This is a genomic window from Bacillus sp. JNUCC-22, assembly GCF_018861275.1.
In the GTDB taxonomy this organism is placed as follows: domain Bacteria; phylum Bacillota; class Bacilli; order Bacillales; family Bacillaceae; genus Bacillus; species Bacillus velezensis.
In genome coordinates, this window is sequence record NZ_CP076408.1 from 2,024,256 (window position 1) to 2,039,326 (window position 15,071).

General features: G+C 42.9%; 21 protein-coding genes and 1 other RNA gene. 8 read left to right on the forward strand and 14 right to left on the reverse strand.

From position 1 onward, the window contains the following. Positions 1-150: 150 nt before the first annotated feature. Positions 151-672, forward strand: coding sequence for a CcdC protein domain-containing protein (locus tag JNUCC22_RS09545; RefSeq protein WP_015417617.1), 522 nt, complete (start codon positions 151-153; stop codon positions 670-672). A gap of 29 nt (positions 673-701) precedes the next feature. On the opposite strand, the gene czrA is transcribed toward JNUCC22_RS09545, so the two are convergent. Then, on the reverse strand, positions 702-1,034 hold the full coding sequence (gene czrA / locus JNUCC22_RS09550; RefSeq protein ID WP_007407993.1) for a Zn(II)-responsive metalloregulatory transcriptional repressor CzrA: 333 nt from the start codon (positions 1,032-1,034) through the stop codon (positions 702-704). A 191-nt stretch (positions 1,035-1,225) separates the two neighbouring features. On the opposite strand from czrA, the gene JNUCC22_RS09555 reads away from it, so the two are divergent. Beyond that, positions 1,226-1,891, forward strand: a complete 666-nt coding sequence (locus tag JNUCC22_RS09555; protein ID WP_003153802.1) for a lysozyme family protein — start codon at positions 1,226-1,228, stop codon at positions 1,889-1,891. 67 nt (positions 1,892-1,958) lie between these two features. On the opposite strand, the gene JNUCC22_RS09560 is transcribed toward JNUCC22_RS09555, so the two are convergent. After that, entirely contained in the window at positions 1,959-2,495 is a 537-nt protein-coding gene (locus tag JNUCC22_RS09560) for a DUF420 domain-containing protein (RefSeq protein WP_007407990.1), read from the reverse strand. A gap of 145 nt (positions 2,496-2,640) precedes the next feature. Then, on the reverse strand, positions 2,641-3,426 hold the full coding sequence (locus tag JNUCC22_RS09565; RefSeq protein ID WP_072589162.1) for a VLRF1 family aeRF1-type release factor: 786 nt from the start codon (positions 3,424-3,426) through the stop codon (positions 2,641-2,643). A gap of 194 nt (positions 3,427-3,620) precedes the next feature. Between JNUCC22_RS09565 and JNUCC22_RS09570 the strand changes: the two genes are divergently transcribed. Both JNUCC22_RS09570 and JNUCC22_RS09575 read left to right on the forward strand, forming a co-directional pair. Continuing rightward, a complete protein-coding gene (locus JNUCC22_RS09570; RefSeq protein WP_007407988.1) occupies positions 3,621-4,118 on the forward strand; it encodes an N-acetyltransferase in 498 nt (165 codons plus the stop codon). A 64-nt stretch (positions 4,119-4,182) separates the two neighbouring features. Next, the gene (locus tag JNUCC22_RS09575; RefSeq protein ID WP_216061660.1) at positions 4,183-5,160 is read left to right on the forward strand and encodes a S66 family peptidase; all 978 of its coding nucleotides are present in this window, start codon (positions 4,183-4,185) and stop codon (positions 5,158-5,160) included. A 31-nt stretch (positions 5,161-5,191) separates the two neighbouring features. On the opposite strand, the gene JNUCC22_RS09580 is transcribed toward JNUCC22_RS09575, so the two are convergent. The 7 genes from JNUCC22_RS09580 to gerPC form a co-directional block, all read right to left on the reverse strand. Further along, entirely contained in the window at positions 5,192-5,584 is a 393-nt protein-coding gene (locus JNUCC22_RS09580) for a hypothetical protein (RefSeq protein WP_216061661.1), read from the reverse strand. Between the two features lie 157 nt (positions 5,585-5,741). After that, on the reverse strand, positions 5,742-6,614 hold the full coding sequence (locus tag JNUCC22_RS09585) for a 3D domain-containing protein (protein ID WP_003153795.1): 873 nt from the start codon (positions 6,612-6,614) through the stop codon (positions 5,742-5,744). A 236-nt stretch (positions 6,615-6,850) separates the two neighbouring features. Beyond that, positions 6,851-8,629, reverse strand: coding sequence for a DNA helicase RecQ (gene recQ / locus JNUCC22_RS09590; RefSeq protein WP_216061662.1), 1,779 nt, complete (start codon positions 8,627-8,629; stop codon positions 6,851-6,853). Between the two features lie 107 nt (positions 8,630-8,736). Continuing rightward, positions 8,737-8,922, reverse strand: a non-coding RNA gene (gene ssrS, locus JNUCC22_RS09595) — 6S RNA. A gap of 223 nt (positions 8,923-9,145) precedes the next feature. Next, complete coding sequence (locus tag JNUCC22_RS09600; protein ID WP_003153791.1) at positions 9,146-9,772, reverse strand: FMN-dependent NADH-azoreductase; 627 nt, start codon at positions 9,770-9,772, stop codon at positions 9,146-9,148. A 144-nt stretch (positions 9,773-9,916) separates the two neighbouring features. Further along, positions 9,917-10,408 carry a TraR/DksA family transcriptional regulator gene (locus tag JNUCC22_RS09605; RefSeq protein WP_025284851.1) on the reverse strand — a complete coding sequence of 164 codons (492 nt, stop codon included), beginning with the start codon at positions 10,406-10,408 and terminating at the stop codon, positions 9,917-9,919. Between the two features lie 82 nt (positions 10,409-10,490). Then, on the reverse strand, positions 10,491-10,871 hold the full coding sequence (gene gerPC, locus JNUCC22_RS09610) for a spore germination protein GerPC (RefSeq protein WP_061046686.1): 381 nt from the start codon (positions 10,869-10,871) through the stop codon (positions 10,491-10,493). Between the two features lie 92 nt (positions 10,872-10,963). On the opposite strand from gerPC, the gene JNUCC22_RS09615 reads away from it, so the two are divergent. Next, on the forward strand, positions 10,964-11,197 hold the full coding sequence (locus tag JNUCC22_RS09615) for a hypothetical protein (RefSeq protein WP_061046685.1): 234 nt from the start codon (positions 10,964-10,966) through the stop codon (positions 11,195-11,197). On the opposite strand, the gene JNUCC22_RS09620 is transcribed toward JNUCC22_RS09615, so the two are convergent. After that, positions 11,184-11,666, reverse strand: a complete 483-nt coding sequence (locus JNUCC22_RS09620; RefSeq protein ID WP_003153787.1) for an Hsp20/alpha crystallin family protein — start codon at positions 11,664-11,666, stop codon at positions 11,184-11,186. The genes JNUCC22_RS09615 and JNUCC22_RS09620 overlap by 14 nt on opposite strands. 70 nt (positions 11,667-11,736) lie before the next feature. On the opposite strand from JNUCC22_RS09620, the gene JNUCC22_RS09625 reads away from it, so the two are divergent. Both JNUCC22_RS09625 and JNUCC22_RS09630 read left to right on the forward strand, forming a co-directional pair. Further along, positions 11,737-12,009 (forward strand): hypothetical protein, encoded by a 273-nt coding sequence (locus tag JNUCC22_RS09625; protein WP_003153786.1) that lies wholly within the window; start codon positions 11,737-11,739, stop codon positions 12,007-12,009. Then, on the forward strand, positions 12,006-12,239 hold the full coding sequence (locus JNUCC22_RS09630; RefSeq protein ID WP_003153785.1) for a hypothetical protein: 234 nt from the start codon (positions 12,006-12,008) through the stop codon (positions 12,237-12,239). Before JNUCC22_RS09625 ends, JNUCC22_RS09630 begins: the two co-directional genes overlap by 4 nt. Positions 12,240-12,283: 44 nt before the next feature. Here JNUCC22_RS09630 and JNUCC22_RS09635 read toward each other — a convergent pair whose 3' ends face one another. The 3 genes from JNUCC22_RS09635 to JNUCC22_RS09645 all read right to left on the reverse strand — a co-directional run bounded on the left by JNUCC22_RS09635 (position 12,284) and on the right by JNUCC22_RS09645 (position 13,331). Next, positions 12,284-12,628, reverse strand: coding sequence for a PH domain-containing protein (locus JNUCC22_RS09635; protein ID WP_003153783.1), 345 nt, complete (start codon positions 12,626-12,628; stop codon positions 12,284-12,286). Positions 12,629-12,921: 293 nt separating this feature from the next. Next, the gene (locus tag JNUCC22_RS09640) at positions 12,922-13,062 is read right to left on the reverse strand and encodes a DUF4025 domain-containing protein (protein WP_216061663.1); all 141 of its coding nucleotides are present in this window, start codon (positions 13,060-13,062) and stop codon (positions 12,922-12,924) included. A gap of 65 nt (positions 13,063-13,127) precedes the next feature. Next, positions 13,128-13,331, reverse strand: a complete 204-nt coding sequence (locus JNUCC22_RS09645) for a DUF6501 family protein (protein ID WP_003153779.1) — start codon at positions 13,329-13,331, stop codon at positions 13,128-13,130. Positions 13,332-13,514: 183 nt separating this feature from the next. Here JNUCC22_RS09645 and JNUCC22_RS09650 point away from each other — a divergent pair, with 183 nt between their 5' ends. Continuing rightward, positions 13,515-15,002 (forward strand): aldehyde dehydrogenase family protein, encoded by a 1,488-nt coding sequence (locus JNUCC22_RS09650; protein WP_216061664.1) that lies wholly within the window; start codon positions 13,515-13,517, stop codon positions 15,000-15,002. Positions 15,003-15,071: the final 69 nt, after the last annotated feature.

The window sequence follows — 15,071 nt, forward strand, 5'->3', positions numbered from 1 at the left end:
AAATCCTGAAAAAGGCGCGGGCGCTTCTCTTATGCAAAAAAAAGAAACGTGCATACTGTGATAAAAGATGCTTTCAGCCTGCGAATAAATCAGACTACTAAAACCAGCCGGATAAGCATACACTACTCAACGGAGGGGGAGTTCCACACCATGCATATCACACTTCAAAGCATCTGCCCTGTCTTAATGATTGCCTTTTTTTTGTATAAAAAGGTGAAACGGTCCGTCGGCTTTCAGCCTTTGAAACCCCGCTGGCTTTATACAAGAATGATTTTGTTTTCATTGCTGGCCGCAGCTCTGGCGTTTTTCAGCATCACACACCCGGCTTTATACGGCCATCTTATATTCGGCACTTTTTGCGGCTGGCTTCTGGTCCTGTTTGCTAAACGGAACATTTCTTTTGAAGAACGCCGCGGAAAAATGTATTTTCGCACTCACCTGTGGATTGAACTTATTCTATTAACGTTATTCCTATCGAGATTTGTTTATCGCGTTATTGAAATTTACCGGATCACAGCGGACTTTACCCATCCGGAGGCATACAGCCAAACGGTCGGGGCCGATCCGCTGACCATCAGTATCTTTTATTTCATCGCAGTGTATTACAGCGGCTTCTCTTTTTATGTTTTAAAAACGAGCAGAGACCAAACCAATAACAGTCAGTACGGCTGACATCCCTGTCTAAAAAGCAGGGATGTTTTTTAATCGTGCCGCGTATGGTGAATCATTTGCTGAAGCACATCTAACACATGTTCATCCTCAGGAGAATAATAGATGGATGTTCCTTCTCTGCGTGATTTGACGAGGCGCAGATTTTTAAGAAAACGCAGCTGATGAGAAACGGTAGACTGCAGCAAATTCAGCTTTTCTGCGATATCATTTACCGCGTGCTCACCCTGTGACAGCAAATGGAGAATTCTGATTCTGGTCGGATCAGACAGCGCCTTAAAAGTCTGGGCAACCAAAAATAAAGTTTCCTCATCTAAATCGACAGCGGGGTCATTTGTGTTTCCGGATTCGTGAAATTCAGTCATATACCTCACCCTTCTTTTCTCAAGTAGCCCAATTATACCAAATGTCAATTGATGCAGATACATCCTGCGCCTGACAAAAGAACCGTTATTTTAAATTTATGTTTCAAATACGGGTTTCCGCTTGGTTTCGCGCATTCATCTGTGTCATAATGAAAAAGTCATAATGCTCCTGAAATTGAGGGTGAAACACAGTGGAGAAAAAGAAAAAAGGCTGTTTCGCTGCCGCGGGTCTTATGATGATATGTGTTTTTGTCATGGTTTCCTTCTTCCTCATTCTGTTATTTTCAAATAATGAATGGCTCAAAAGTCTTCCGTTTGATGTCAAGCCGATCGTGCTTGAACGGCTGACAGATTACAAACCGCTTGTTGAAGACGAGCTGGATGAAAAAGGACTCACCAAATATACATCGCTTGTACTCGGCATGATATATCAGGAGTCAAAAGGAAGAGGAAATGATCCCATGCAGTCTTCAGAATCTCTGGGTTTAAAGCGAAATGAGATTAAAAACCCTCAAACCAGTATCAAACAGGGAATCAAACAATTCACTCTCATGTACCAAACAGGCAAGAAAAAAGGCGTAGACTTGGATACGATTATACAAAGCTACAACATGGGAGCCGGCTATATTGATTTTGTGGCTGAACATGGAGGATCACATACTGAGGAACTGGCAAAACAATACTCCGAGCAGCAGGTCAAAAAGAATCCGAAACTTTACACTTGCGGAGGGAACAAAGACAATTTCCGTTATCCCTACTGCTATGGTGATTACACGTACGCAGAAAAAGTAAAAGCAAAAACAAAAACCGTTGAACAATCCTTAAATGTAACAACACTTGAAACGCTTGAAGAGTAAAAGGCGCCCTGTATGAGGCGCCTTTTTTCAATCAACAGAAAAAAAGCCGCGCAGAGCACGGCTTTTTTTAATAATACGGTGAGATCATTAAGTATACAATGACACCCGTCAGACTGACATACAGCCAGAGCGGCATCGTCCATCTCGCGATTTTTTTGTGGCGTTCCACTTGCATGCTGAATCCTCTGATCAGCGTAAACAGCGCAAGCGGCACGATAACGGCGGAAAGACAGATGTGCGTAATTAAAATAAAGAAATAAATCCCCCGAATGATGCCGTGGCCGCCGAATAAAGTATTTTCAGCCACAGAGTGGTATACGACATAGCAGATCAAAAACAGCAAAGTCGTCGTAAACGCCGCCAAAATAAAACGTTTATGCGCTTGAATATTTTTTTGCTTAATCATAAAGAGCGCTGCCAGCAAAAAGATAAAAGTAAAGCTGTTAAAAATGGCATTTAACATCGGCAGAATATGAATATTGGCAATGCTGACCTGTCCCGATTTCGGCATAAAAAACAGCACCGCAATTAACCCGTTGATCAGAACGGTCAATGTCAGCACGATACCGGTATAACTTTTAGGTTTGTTTTCTGTCTGATTCATCTTATGACCTCTCTCAATTTTACTGACTATCCAAATGGTATGAGAATTCAGCTTTGATGTCAACGGTTTCGCCCGCTTCGTCAGAAATTAGACAAACTTAAGCCCTAAAAAAGACCGGGTGTTTAAGACCCGGCCTTTCGTCATATCATGCTTCCTTCAACAGTTCTTCTATCACCTTATGTTCGTTTTCATTCAACAGATTTTTTGGAATGATCCGATCTATCGGTTTATTCATATGCTGATCGAGAATATCGGCTGTTTCTTTGTCCCCTGCGATTACGAGACGCTCCCATTGGTGTGAAGCGGCCTTTTGATCAAGGTTTGAAGCCAATCGTTTATACAGCCTGTTTTGGTTTTCTTCGACGTGGGCTTTGGCAGCGTCTTCGTCCATCGACGCGGAGCGGCTTCCGCTTACATCCTGCGGTTTCCACGATTCATTGATGACGTCGTAATGATAATGCTCCACTCCTTCAATTTTTCCGAGTACGGTTTCTATGATCTTCACTTCATTCTGCTGGGTGAGAATAAAAGCCGTGCTCGGAAATTGTTCACGAAGAATTTCTAATTGATCAAGGACAGCCGTCTCTTCCCAATAAAATCGTGTTTCAACAGGCACCTGCAATTCAATCGTCTCCCAAATACCGCCTTCTCCCGACGCAAAAAATACGAGACTTCGCGGCATCTCTTTACCAAGCCCATCGATATATTGATAGACACGTTCCATGATGCGGACGAGAGATTTTTCTTCTTCCGGATCACTGGCAGACAGATACTCTTTTAATCTCCGAAAACCGGTTTTCAAGGCGATTTTCCACTCTCCCCCCTGCTGATCCGGATTTCTCATATCCGTATTTACATATAAGGAAAGCATTTTATCAGGAGATTCCGTCATTACGTACTTCAATTTGCCGATGAGTGAGTCAATTGCCATTATAGATTCCTCCTTTTTCCGCTGCTCACTGTTCCTTTCCCTATCCGCACCGCCTTAAAAACGTCAATCCACATATAAACGGCAGACTTTTCTAAAAAAGTTTTTGCAAAACCCATTTACAAACCAAGACATCATTTACTACAATGGATACTTGTGTTTAACTAAGACTTTTACGCTGTGAAAGGAGTATGATTTTGTTTACTGCAGAAGAAAGAGATCAGAAAGAGCTGGAAAAAGAGCTTCATAAACTTGAATTTCAGATTTTTAGAATGCGGGAAAATCTGATAGATGTATCAAAAGACGCGCGAGTGCTTGGTATTGATCAATCGAACAATGACGATTGGATCATTGTTTCCTCGATTGATGATGGCCAAACATGTAAGATTATGCTGACTGATTGTGAATCAGCCTACCGGGGAAGAGGCTGTTTTTCACTGATCGCCTCTTATTATGACAATGCCATTCATATCGGGGACATTAAAGGCCCGCCGAACCATGGCTACGGCTCGATCTGCATGAAATTTTTAAAACATATCGCCAGAGAGCAGAATATCCCGAAAGTGACGGGCGACATCGCTAAGCGTGATTGGGATCATGTCGACAGGCTCGTTCATTTTTATGAAAAGCATCACTTTGATGTCTGGATTGACAATGATACGCAATCAGGCGGCATTAAATGGGTCGACCTGTAAAAAATGATAGATAAACCCTCGTTAATATGGTGTAATAGATTAAACCATTTAAGGAGGGTTTTTTTTGTATCCGGAAAAATTGAAAAAAGGTGACGGCATTCGTATTGTGTCTCCGGCCACAAGCATGTCCGTTATGTCAGATGAAAATATAATTGCCGCAAAGTCAAAATTGGAGGAGCTCGGCTTTCGTGTCTCTTTTTCAGAGAATGCGAAAGAAATAAATGAATTTGATTCATCATCCATTGAATCGCGTGTACGGGATCTGCACGAAGCTTTCGCTGATCCTGACATAAAAGCGATTTTGACGACACTCGGCGGGTTCCAATCAAATCAGCTGCTTCGCTATCTTGATTATGAAAACATCAAGCGGCATCCGAAAATCCTTTGCGGCTATTCAGATATTACCGCTCTCGGCCATGCCATATATCAAAAAACCGGCCTTATTACATATTCCGGTCCCCATTTTTCTTCATTTGCCATGAAAAAAGGGCTGGACTATACGATTGACTCTTTCTTGGCCTGCTGTGCTTCTGACAACCCGTATGAGGTAAAGCCTTCATCTGAGTGGAGTGATGATAAATGGTATTTGAACCAGGAGGACAGACGTTTTTATCGGAATCCGGGACCGCTCGTTATTCAACCCGGATATGCGGAAGGAACACTGATCGGAGGAAATCTATGCACGCTGAATCTTCTGCAGGGCACCGAATACTTTCCGGAGATGGAGCAAGTGATTCTGTTTATAGAAGATGATCATATGTCGGACATTCATATGTTTGACCGGGATTTGCAGTCACTCATCCACCTTCCCGCTTTTTCAGCCGTGAAGGGAATTGTCATCGGACGTTTCCAGCATGCTTCAAATGTGTCTGAGGAGGCTCTGCGTGCCGTCATCCGTACAAAAGAAGAACTGTCATCCATGCCTGTTATCGCAAATGCTGATTTCGGCCATACCTCCCCTTTGATGACATTCCCGATCGGAGGAACATGCAGGATAGAAGCCGGCTCAGAAGGCGGACGGATATGGATCGATCGGCATTAATACATAAAGACGGGAAAACCGCCCCGTCTTTTTATTTTGACGCCTTATGCCGCGGCGTGCGCGGAGCGATCATCATTCGTCCGCCGGCCGCTGCCGTCACCCATACGGAAGCTCCTTCATAAAAACGGCTGATCTCTTCATTATATACGGCGTGTGTCAGTTCACGTTTATCATGCGTTCCGTCTTGGTTTTTTACGTTTAAAATAAGTACAAGCTCGTGCCTGCCATTCTTCATCACGCCAGTACGTCTCACCTTTTCAATAACGGCTGGCCTTCCTCTCCCTCTGTCAAGCGCCTGAAACAGCCTGACAGCAGGCATAGACAGTCCGATAACGAGCACAATGGCGAAAGCGGTGCATATACCTGCTTGAAACACCGATGATTCTGTGAAGGCATTCCATAAACATATACATTCCGGCTCCATCAGATTCATCCCTTCAATTCTTTTTTCACATCCATTCCTTATTATATTAGAGAAACACTTTTTCTTTTTCCGCATATAACGATTATATACAGTCAAAAAAGGGAAGAAAAAAAGAACACAAAGCATTTCGCCTTGTGTTCTTCATCTCTATATGAAACTAGTCTAATACTTTAACATTTACTGTTCTGACGCCCCAGTTGTTAGCGTCACTTTTCTTTGCAACAAATACGTCAATTTTATTTCCTTTAATTGCGCCGCCTGTATCTGCTGCTGTTGCCACTCCGTAACCTTCAACATAAACCTTAGAGCCAAGCGGAATGACACTAGGGTCTACCGCGATGACTTTTGCATCAGGGTTTTTGTTTAAGTCAACACCGGTTGCCGTTACACCGGAAATGCCGCCGTCGTTAGCAGAGTAAGCAGTTGCAGTCATTGTCAGCTGCTTTTTAGGCTCTTGTTGGTTTGTATTTGATTGAACAGGCTGCTGTTTTGCTTCGACAGCCTTCGCTTCTTGTTTAGGTTGTTGTTGTTCTTGAACAGGTTCTTGTTTAGGCTGCTCGTTTTTGACAGCTTCTTGTTTCGGCTGTTCTGTCTCAGCAGCTGGTTTTTGTTCAGTTTGCGGCTGGCTGGCTTCTTGAGCCGGCTGTGCAGCCTGAGCCTGACCTTTCACATTTAACGTTGTGCCTGCGTAAATTATATCTGATTGCAAGTTATTCAAGCTTTTCAGATTGCCGACTGATGTTCCGAATTTCTGAGCAATTTTCCAGAGGCTGTCGCCCTGCTTCACTGTGTACTGCCCAGATGTGGTTGTTTCTACTGAAGAAATAGTCAGTTTCTCTCCTTCAATGATTAAATCAGAAGATAACTGATTCCATTCTTTTAAGTCCTTTAGGTTCACTCCGTTTTTTTGCGAGATCCCCCAGAGCGTGTCACCCTTTTGCACCGTGATTTCTTTAGCAGAAGCGTGAGCTCCAAATGCAGTTGTTGAAATTGCTGCAACTGCGACAAAGGACATAATCGTCTTCTTCATAAGTAAATCCTCCCTTGTTAGCTTTTTATTGGCGGCTAACAGGTGATATCGTAACATATGAAAATGTCAGTTCAATAACAAAACGATTTGAATTAGATTACAGTTCCTTTACATGAAACATTTCTCTCGCTTGGTAAGTCTTGCTGAAACCCTGATACAGCAAGGGTTTTCAAGCTTCTGATTTTTCCGGCGCGAATGAAAAACACAATGTGCAAATTTCTAAAAAAAACTTTTTTTCACTCTGTTTCTCTTACATAATTTCGGATTTCTTCTAAAAAAACTGCTCCGTATTTCAATCTTTTTTGTTCCCCGACCCCTTTTACGGAAAGAAGATCCTGATCCGTTTTCGGAAGTTTCGCCGACATTTCTTTTAACGTCTGATCTGAGAATACGACAAATGGAGGCACGCCCTGTTCAGCTGCAATCTCTTTGCGGAGACGCCGGAGAAGCTCAAATAATTCATCATTCTCGGTAACGGCGGCGGCCTGTAAGGCTTCTTTTCTCGCGACTGCGCTTTTTCCAAGCAGAACGTCCCTGCCTTTTTGGGTGACCATAAGCGTCGGAAATGTGCCGTCCGCCATTCTGATATATTCATCTGAAATAAGGAATTCGATAAAATCACTGATTTCCGCTGCGGATTGATGCTTCATAATGCCGTAAGTGGACAGGCTGCTGAAGCCGTTTTCCAGCACTTTTTTATTTTTTGACCCGCTAAGCACCTGCGCCACCATCGTTTTTCCGAAACGCTCATTCATTCTGATGATGCATGATAATACCATCTGCGCTTCTTTTGTGACGTCATGGGCGGTCCTTGTATCAGTGCAATTGCCGCATGCTTCGCAAGCTTCTGCCTCATTCTCGCCGAAATACTTCAGAATAAACCGCTGCAGGCAATCTTCCGTATGACAGTAATCCACCATCTGTCTCAGTTTTTTGAGATCCTGCTTTTGTTTTTCTTCTCCGGCGGCCGATTGGTCTATTAAAAAACGCTGCACCATAATATCCTGCGGCGAAAACAAGAGCACACACTCGCTGTTAAGACCATCGCGCCCGGCCCGTCCGGCTTCCTGGTAATAGCTCTCCATATCTTTCGGAATCTGCGCGTGTAAAACGAATCTGATGTTGCTCTTATCGATTCCCATTCCGAAAGCGGACGTAGCTACCATCACTTGTATCTGATCGTTAAGAAACCGCTCCTGCTGGTCTTTTCTGTCATCATCCGCCAATCCGCCGTGATAACGGCCGGCATTGATGCCGCTGCGTTTTAATTTCTCATATAAACGGTCGGTTTCTTTTCTTGTCGCTGTATATATAATGCCGGCTTCGTGTTTATTTTTTTCCAGATACTGCTCGATAAACCGGTCTTTGTTTTCGCCCTTTACTACTTTAAACGTTAAATTCTCTCTGGCAAAACCGGTATATACAGTTTGTTCTTTCTTAATATGAAGCTGCTTGCAGATGTCATCATGAACCTCAGGCGTAGCCGTCGCCGTTAATGCGATGATGACGGGCGGTTCTTTTAATTCATTAAAAAGGATTTCGATATTCCGGTAACTCGGCCTGAAATCATGTCCCCATTGCGATATACAGTGAGCTTCGTCAATGGCGACAAGAGGAACCGTAATATTCTGCAGGATGTGAATGAATTCAGAAGAAGTCAAACGCTCCGGTGTGATGTAAAAAAGCCGGTAAGCCCCTTGTTTCAAACCGGTCAGGCGCTCATGAATGTCACGGCTTGTCTGGGTGCTGTTAATATAAGCTGCCGCGATACCCGCTTCTTCAAGCGCGTCGACTTGGTCTTTCATTAAGGAAATAAGAGGGGAAATAACGATTGTGGTTCCTTCAAACAGCAGTGCGGGAATCTGATAGCAGATTGATTTTCCGCCCCCCGTCGGCATAATGCAGACCGTGTTTTTTCTCTCCTCTGCAACTGATTGTATCGCCTGCTTTTGGCCCGCGCGAAGACTGTCGTAGCCAAAATAATGCGCCAGAAGGGATTGGGCTTTCTCCAGCATATGTTGTAAAACCTCACTTTGTCTTTGATTCTTTCATTTTATCATACTGATAAAGTACGCTGCTCAATGGCAATTCAAAATAAAAAGCCATCTCCGCAAGGGAAATGGCTTTCGCTACGTATGCCGTACGCAAGTAAGAAAGTTTTAAACCACCACTCCTCAAAGTGGGTGTTTGCAGAAGCGTTCCTGTCGTCCTCTGCAATGGAGGCATGACATTCCGGCTTCGATATAAAACTCCCTATTACAGCTTAAAGGTTAAAACTTAATTAACAATACGAACAATGTAGCTTCTCTTATATCCTACACCATCAGTCGTATTTTGGCAAGAGGGTTAATTCTTTTACAGAAAACCTTTTTTCTTTGTGAAAAATGCTTTATTCTACATAAAAATTGTTTTTTCGACAAAATATCAATATATCAATATATCAATATAAGATCAGCTCGAAAACTTCCGCCAGTTTCTTCTATAATAGAAAAAACTCTCACACCCTGTAGGGGCGCAAGAGTTAATGGAAATTAGAATTTTGCAGCCAGATCTTTCGCTTCTTGCAGTCCTTTTTCAATGATCGCTTGAGCGTTATCCGGTGCAGCATTATGGCCTTCAACGACAACAGTGTGAAGATCTTGGACACCCCAGAAACCGAGGACGGTTTTCATGAAGTTTAATGACATTTCAAGAGATGCCATCGGTCCTTCAGAATATACGCCGCCGCGTGCGTTTAAGAGCGCTACTTTTTTATCTCCCATCAGACCTTTAGGGCCTTCAGGCGTGTATGTGAAAGTAACTCCTGCACGAGACAGGTAATCAACATAAGTATGAAGCACAGCAGGCACTGTGAAGTTCCAAAGCGGGAATGCAAACACGACTTTGTCAGCTTTGACAAATTGATTTAAGTAAATGTCAGCAGTTGACGCTTGTTTTTTCTCTTCGTCTGTCATTTCAATTCCTTTTGAAGCTTTGAATGTTCCGTTAATCATATCTCTTCCGAGGTAAGGAAGGTTTTCTTTATGAAGATCAAGTTCGATCACTTCATCATTCGGATTGTTTTCTTTATAAGCAGCCAGAAACGCTTCGTATAATTTTACGGATACGCCTTCTTCAGCCGTACGGTCACTTGATTTTACAAATAATACTTGAGACATTCTAAATTCCTCCCGGTAATCTTTTAATATTTACTTACAAATAGTATGTTACTTTCTTTTTTATATAAAGTCAATGATTTTATTTCGATTTTGAGATTTTTTATGGAATAAAAAAACAGGTACATATGAATGTACCTGCTGCTATTATTGTGAATCCTGCTCGCGATCCAGGATTTCGTAAGTTTGTGAGCTTTTTTGATCAACGGTTTCTTTATTTGAGAGGTCTTTCACCTGCTCGTGAAATTCCCTTTCATATGACGGAGCGTCTGTTTTCACATCCCCTTCTGTTTCTCGCTGCGCTTCGACGGTCATTCTGGCGTACGGCACGGCTTCAAGTCTTTCATAAGGAATTTCTTTTCCCGTTTTCTCGCAAATCCCGTATGTTCCTTTATCCATTCGTTCAAGCGCGGCGTTCACCTCATCTAAAAGATTCTGATCGACACCGTCCAGCGTTTGATTCGTGACCCTGTCCAAATAAATGCTTCCGTGATCAGCTAAGTGATTATCTACTCCGTTCGACAGTTCTCCTGTGTCTTCGCTCATTGAATGATTTTCTTTTGATTCTCCCTGAAGACTTTCCTTTAAATCGATTAATTTATGATAAAGGCTGTCCTGCTGTACTTTTGATAATGACATATTCATCATCTCCTTTTTCGTCTGTGTTCTTCGCTGCATCTGTTAATACATACCCTCGAAAAAGGAGGCTGAAACAACGGGGTCAATGGTTTCTCCCCCTGATGGTGACATTGGGTGTCTGCTGCTTTGTCTGTCTTTTTTCTTTCGCAGCATCATTTTGCGGGTCGTCCCGAAATTCTTCAGCGCAGGCTTGTTTGAGCCTGTGCGCCGGTGTATGGTAAGTGGCGCCGATATTCAGCATACCGCTCAGCTCTTCTATACTCAGCTTTTCAAAATCAATATTGTATTCAACCTTGTCCACTTTGACGTGCTCAATATGGACATATGTTTTTTCCCCTTCAACCGTCTGCGGCTCAAAATGACACTTATCCTGAAGCTCATCAAGCTGTTGTTCCACTTTCTTAAGCCGGTCTAATTCTTCTTCACACACTTTTTTGAAAATCTCTTTCATTATTTTTTTCAAAGAAAATCACTTCTTTCCCCGTCACTCTTGGAAAGTTCTATGCGTCCCGCATTGCGAATATATAAACATGATATACAAAAAGGAGGCGAATCATGATGTTTTTTCCATCCGTTATCAATTTTGAGTATATAAAAATGAACGGAATCAGCGGCGGAGCAGCTTTTAACACCGGCTCTTCCGTTATGGTGAGAAACACAGTAGCCAATAAAAGAAATGAAGGGTACGGTGAACAAAACGGTGATTGCACCGTTGTCGTCATCCCTATCATGAGTATCGATGATTCAGATCTGATAGATGGCACAGCAAACAAGATCAGCCTTCGATAATGATCTGGCTTGCATCCCCCAGATGTTTAGCAATCGATATATATAAAATCCCGTCTTTGAATACCGCCTGCATTCCCTTTGTTCCCTGAGCGGAATGCGGAAGGTCGAGTTTTTTTTCAAAATCGCCGTATTTTCCGGTCTTCTGTTTAAAATCCTGTTCATTAAAAAAGGATTTTCTCGTGCCTTTTACGACGATATATTCTCCGTAGGACAGCAGCTGAACATCTTGTTTCCGGTAGCCGGGCAGATACAGTAAAAATTGGAGCTCATCATGGGTTTCCACAATATCTATAAGAGGAAAAGCATCCTCATTTCTTCTCATTTGCCCATCTCCCTGTTGAAAGGGAAAATGAGAATGGCCGTTTTGAAATGATTTCAGTTGTTCATCATCAAAAACGTTTTTCCAAAAGTCGCCGCCGGACATGTTTTGCGCCATTTCCATCCATTGCTTCATCTTATCGAAATCCATTTTTATCGCCCCCTGTCTAAGCATACGGTCATAACAGCCGGCATACACCTGTATTAAAGGAGGTTTGCCTGTGGTTCAACCAACTCCATATATCAATATTAATATTTTCATGTTGAAAATTAATTCCTTTGAAAATGCTTCAGCGGTGAATGTCGGACAAAATTTACTGGCGGAATGGCAGAATTCTGATAAAAAGAATCAGGGATACGGACAGAACTTCGGAGATGCAAGCGGCTTCATCGGCACGAACGGCAAAGTGGATGACCGGGATCAAATTGATTCTCCATCTACCTTTGAGTCTGCATGCGATAAAATCCCTGCCGGAAAAGGAGGCCCATTATGATGTTTTCGCCGGTTTTGGTAAATGTAGGAGGCTTTAAAGTAAATGCAGTCGACCGCGGTTCTTCCATTACGATCGGCCCGTATCAGCAAATCGATTATTTTTTATCCAATAAGATCAACTACGGATTCGGTGAAGAAAATGGTGATTTGGCGCCGATTTATATCCCCATCAGTTCTATTGCTGATCCGGATCTCATTGATTCGAACTCCGGAAAAACAAGCATTATATAATAAAAAGGCCATCCGCATGCATTCGGATGGCTTTTATGTGATATTTAACTGCATAAGTATTTTGTTAAGATGGCTTGAACCTCAGTCAAGTCCGTTTCTTTTGCAAATTCCAATTCGAAAGTTTTTCCCCTTGTCATTAATACAAGCCCGGTATCTGGATCAAACATCCCCGCTTCTTGAATGGCGAAGCTTTCAATTGTTTTATATGGAAGAAATACGCGCACTTTCTTTTTGGAGAACATTTTATTATCAAAGAAAATCACTCGTTTATTCGTAAAGCATATTTGGTCAACCCGCAGTTTATAAATCGTTTCGATCCGTTCTCCCTCAACGAGCAAAGCCTCCAGCTTTTTTGTGTCGGTTGATCTGCTGACAGAAAAAATTCCCAATGAAGAACCCCACTTTCTGCTTCTATACTATTGTTTTATTACAATCATAAAAAAATAAGTTCTTTATCCCTATATAAGAATACGACATAGACGGCATTTAAACCATTACGAACAGATTACATTTTTAGAACGTTCATCAAAAAAGCCCTTCGCGAAAGGTGCCGCTGTTATGAAGTAGTACGGTTCAGCGAAAGAAAAGGTTTCAAGAAAACGGTGTTTTTTTTGAAAAGTCAGTTTTTTATTTCCGCCATAAAAAACCGCGGCTTCTCCAATGCCGCGGTTTCAACAAAACATCAACGATCGGTATCTTCAATTGTTCCTTCTTTATAGGTATCTGAAATTTGTTCCATCGTCGTGTCGGTGCCTTCTTCAGGTTGCACTTGCTGAAGATGATCTGATGTTTTATTTTGTTTGTCTTGCTCTGTTTTTTTCATTTTGCAGCCACCCTTTATATGTAGTCTTTTTTAGTATGGCTCAGGCAAAATAAATTCATTCAGCTTTAAACTTCTTCAAAATACTCTTTGTAGAAGCCTCCGACTTTGTTTGTATTGTCTGCAACAAAAATGAATTCTTCTGTTTCATTTTTGACTTCATACTCTTTACCCGGCGTCAGCACATTTTTGACAATGTATTTTTTCGCATCTGTATGTACGCATTTGACCTTTTTGACGCTTTCTTTTGTCTGCCAATTATTATGAATCATTTATAAAACTCCTTTTCTTAATCGATAAGCTTATTGTAGCCGTTTTTTCTTGTGAATTGCAATAACGGTTATCAATTGATTTTACCGGGGCTGTTATTATAGAATGACTGTATGCGCTTACTTTGCGCGGACATCAAGATGCTCAAAACAGACCATAAAAAAATTTCGGGAGGTTTGTTACGAATGAGTTCTTTAACGATGCAGATCACAAAAAGGCTGGAAACATTTTTACAGGGCACGAAGAAACTTTATATTGACGGAAAATTTGTTCCGAGCGCTTCAGGATCAACATTTGTCACACCGAATCCGGCAACCGGAGAAACGCTGATGACGCTTTACGAGGCACAGACAGAAGACATTGACAGTGCAGTGAAAGCGGCACGCAAAGCCTTTGATCACGGCGAATGGCGCACTATGCCGGCCGCTTCCAGAAGCAGGCTGATGTATAAGCTTGCCGATTTAATGGAAGAGCACAAAACGGAACTCGCGCAGCTTGAAACACTTGATAACGGAAAACCGATTAATGAAACGACGAATGGGGATATCCCGCTTGCAATTGAGCATATGCGTTATTATGCCGGATGGTCTACAAAGATAACCGGACAAACGATTCCGGTCGCCGGCTCATATTTTAATTACACCCGCCATGAGCCTGTCGGCGTCGTGGGGCAGATCATCCCTTGGAACTTCCCGCTCCTTATGGCGATGTGGAAAATGGGCGCCGCCCTTGCCACAGGCTGCACAATCGTTTTGAAACCGGCGGAACAGACACCGCTGACCGCCCTCTATTTAGCGGAATTAATAGATCAGGCGGGCTTCCCTGACGGCGTCATCAATATTGTCCCAGGGTTCGGCGAGACGGCCGGGGAAGCGCTGACCAACCATGACGATGTCGATAAACTCGCTTTTACCGGCTCTACAGAAATCGGCAAAAAAATCATGGAAAAAGCCGCAAAAAAAATTAAACGCGTGACACTGGAGCTTGGCGGAAAGTCACCTAACATCATTTTGCCTGACGCCAATTTGAAGAAAGCCATTCCCGGCGCTTTAAACGGGGTCATGTTTAATCAGGGGCAGGTATGCTGCGCAGGCTCCCGTGTCTTCATTCACAAAGACAAATATGATGAGGTCGTCAGCGAAATGGTTTCATATGCGAAATCGCTTCAGCAAGGCGCCGGCCTTCACCAAGATACACAAATCGGCCCGCTCGTCAGTCAGGAACAGCATGAGCGCGTGCTTTCATATATTGAAAAAGGAAAAGCGGAAGGAGCCAAAGCTGTCGCGGGCGGCAGCTGCCCGTTTGAAGAAGGGTATTTTGTCTCCCCGACTGTATTTGCGGATGTGGATGACAACATGACCATCGCAAAAGAAGAAATTTTCGGCCCTGTTTTAGCCGCCATTCCGTATGATACGGTAGATGAAGTCATTGAGAGGGCGAACCGCTCGGAATACGGCCTTGCAGCCGGACTTTGGACTGAGAATGTGAAAAACGCCCATTACATTGCTGACCGTCTCCAAGCCGGCACCGTTTGGGTCAACTGCTACAATGTTTTCGATGCGGCATCTCCTTTCGGAGGCTATAAGCAGTCCGGCCTCGGGCGGGAAATGGGCTCTTACGCGCTGAATAATTATACAGAAGTGAAAAGCGTCTGGATCAATCTGGAAGATTAAATCAAACAAGAAACTGCTGCCTGTCAGCAGTTTCTTTCTTTTGTCATGCCGCCTTTTACATATGAATAT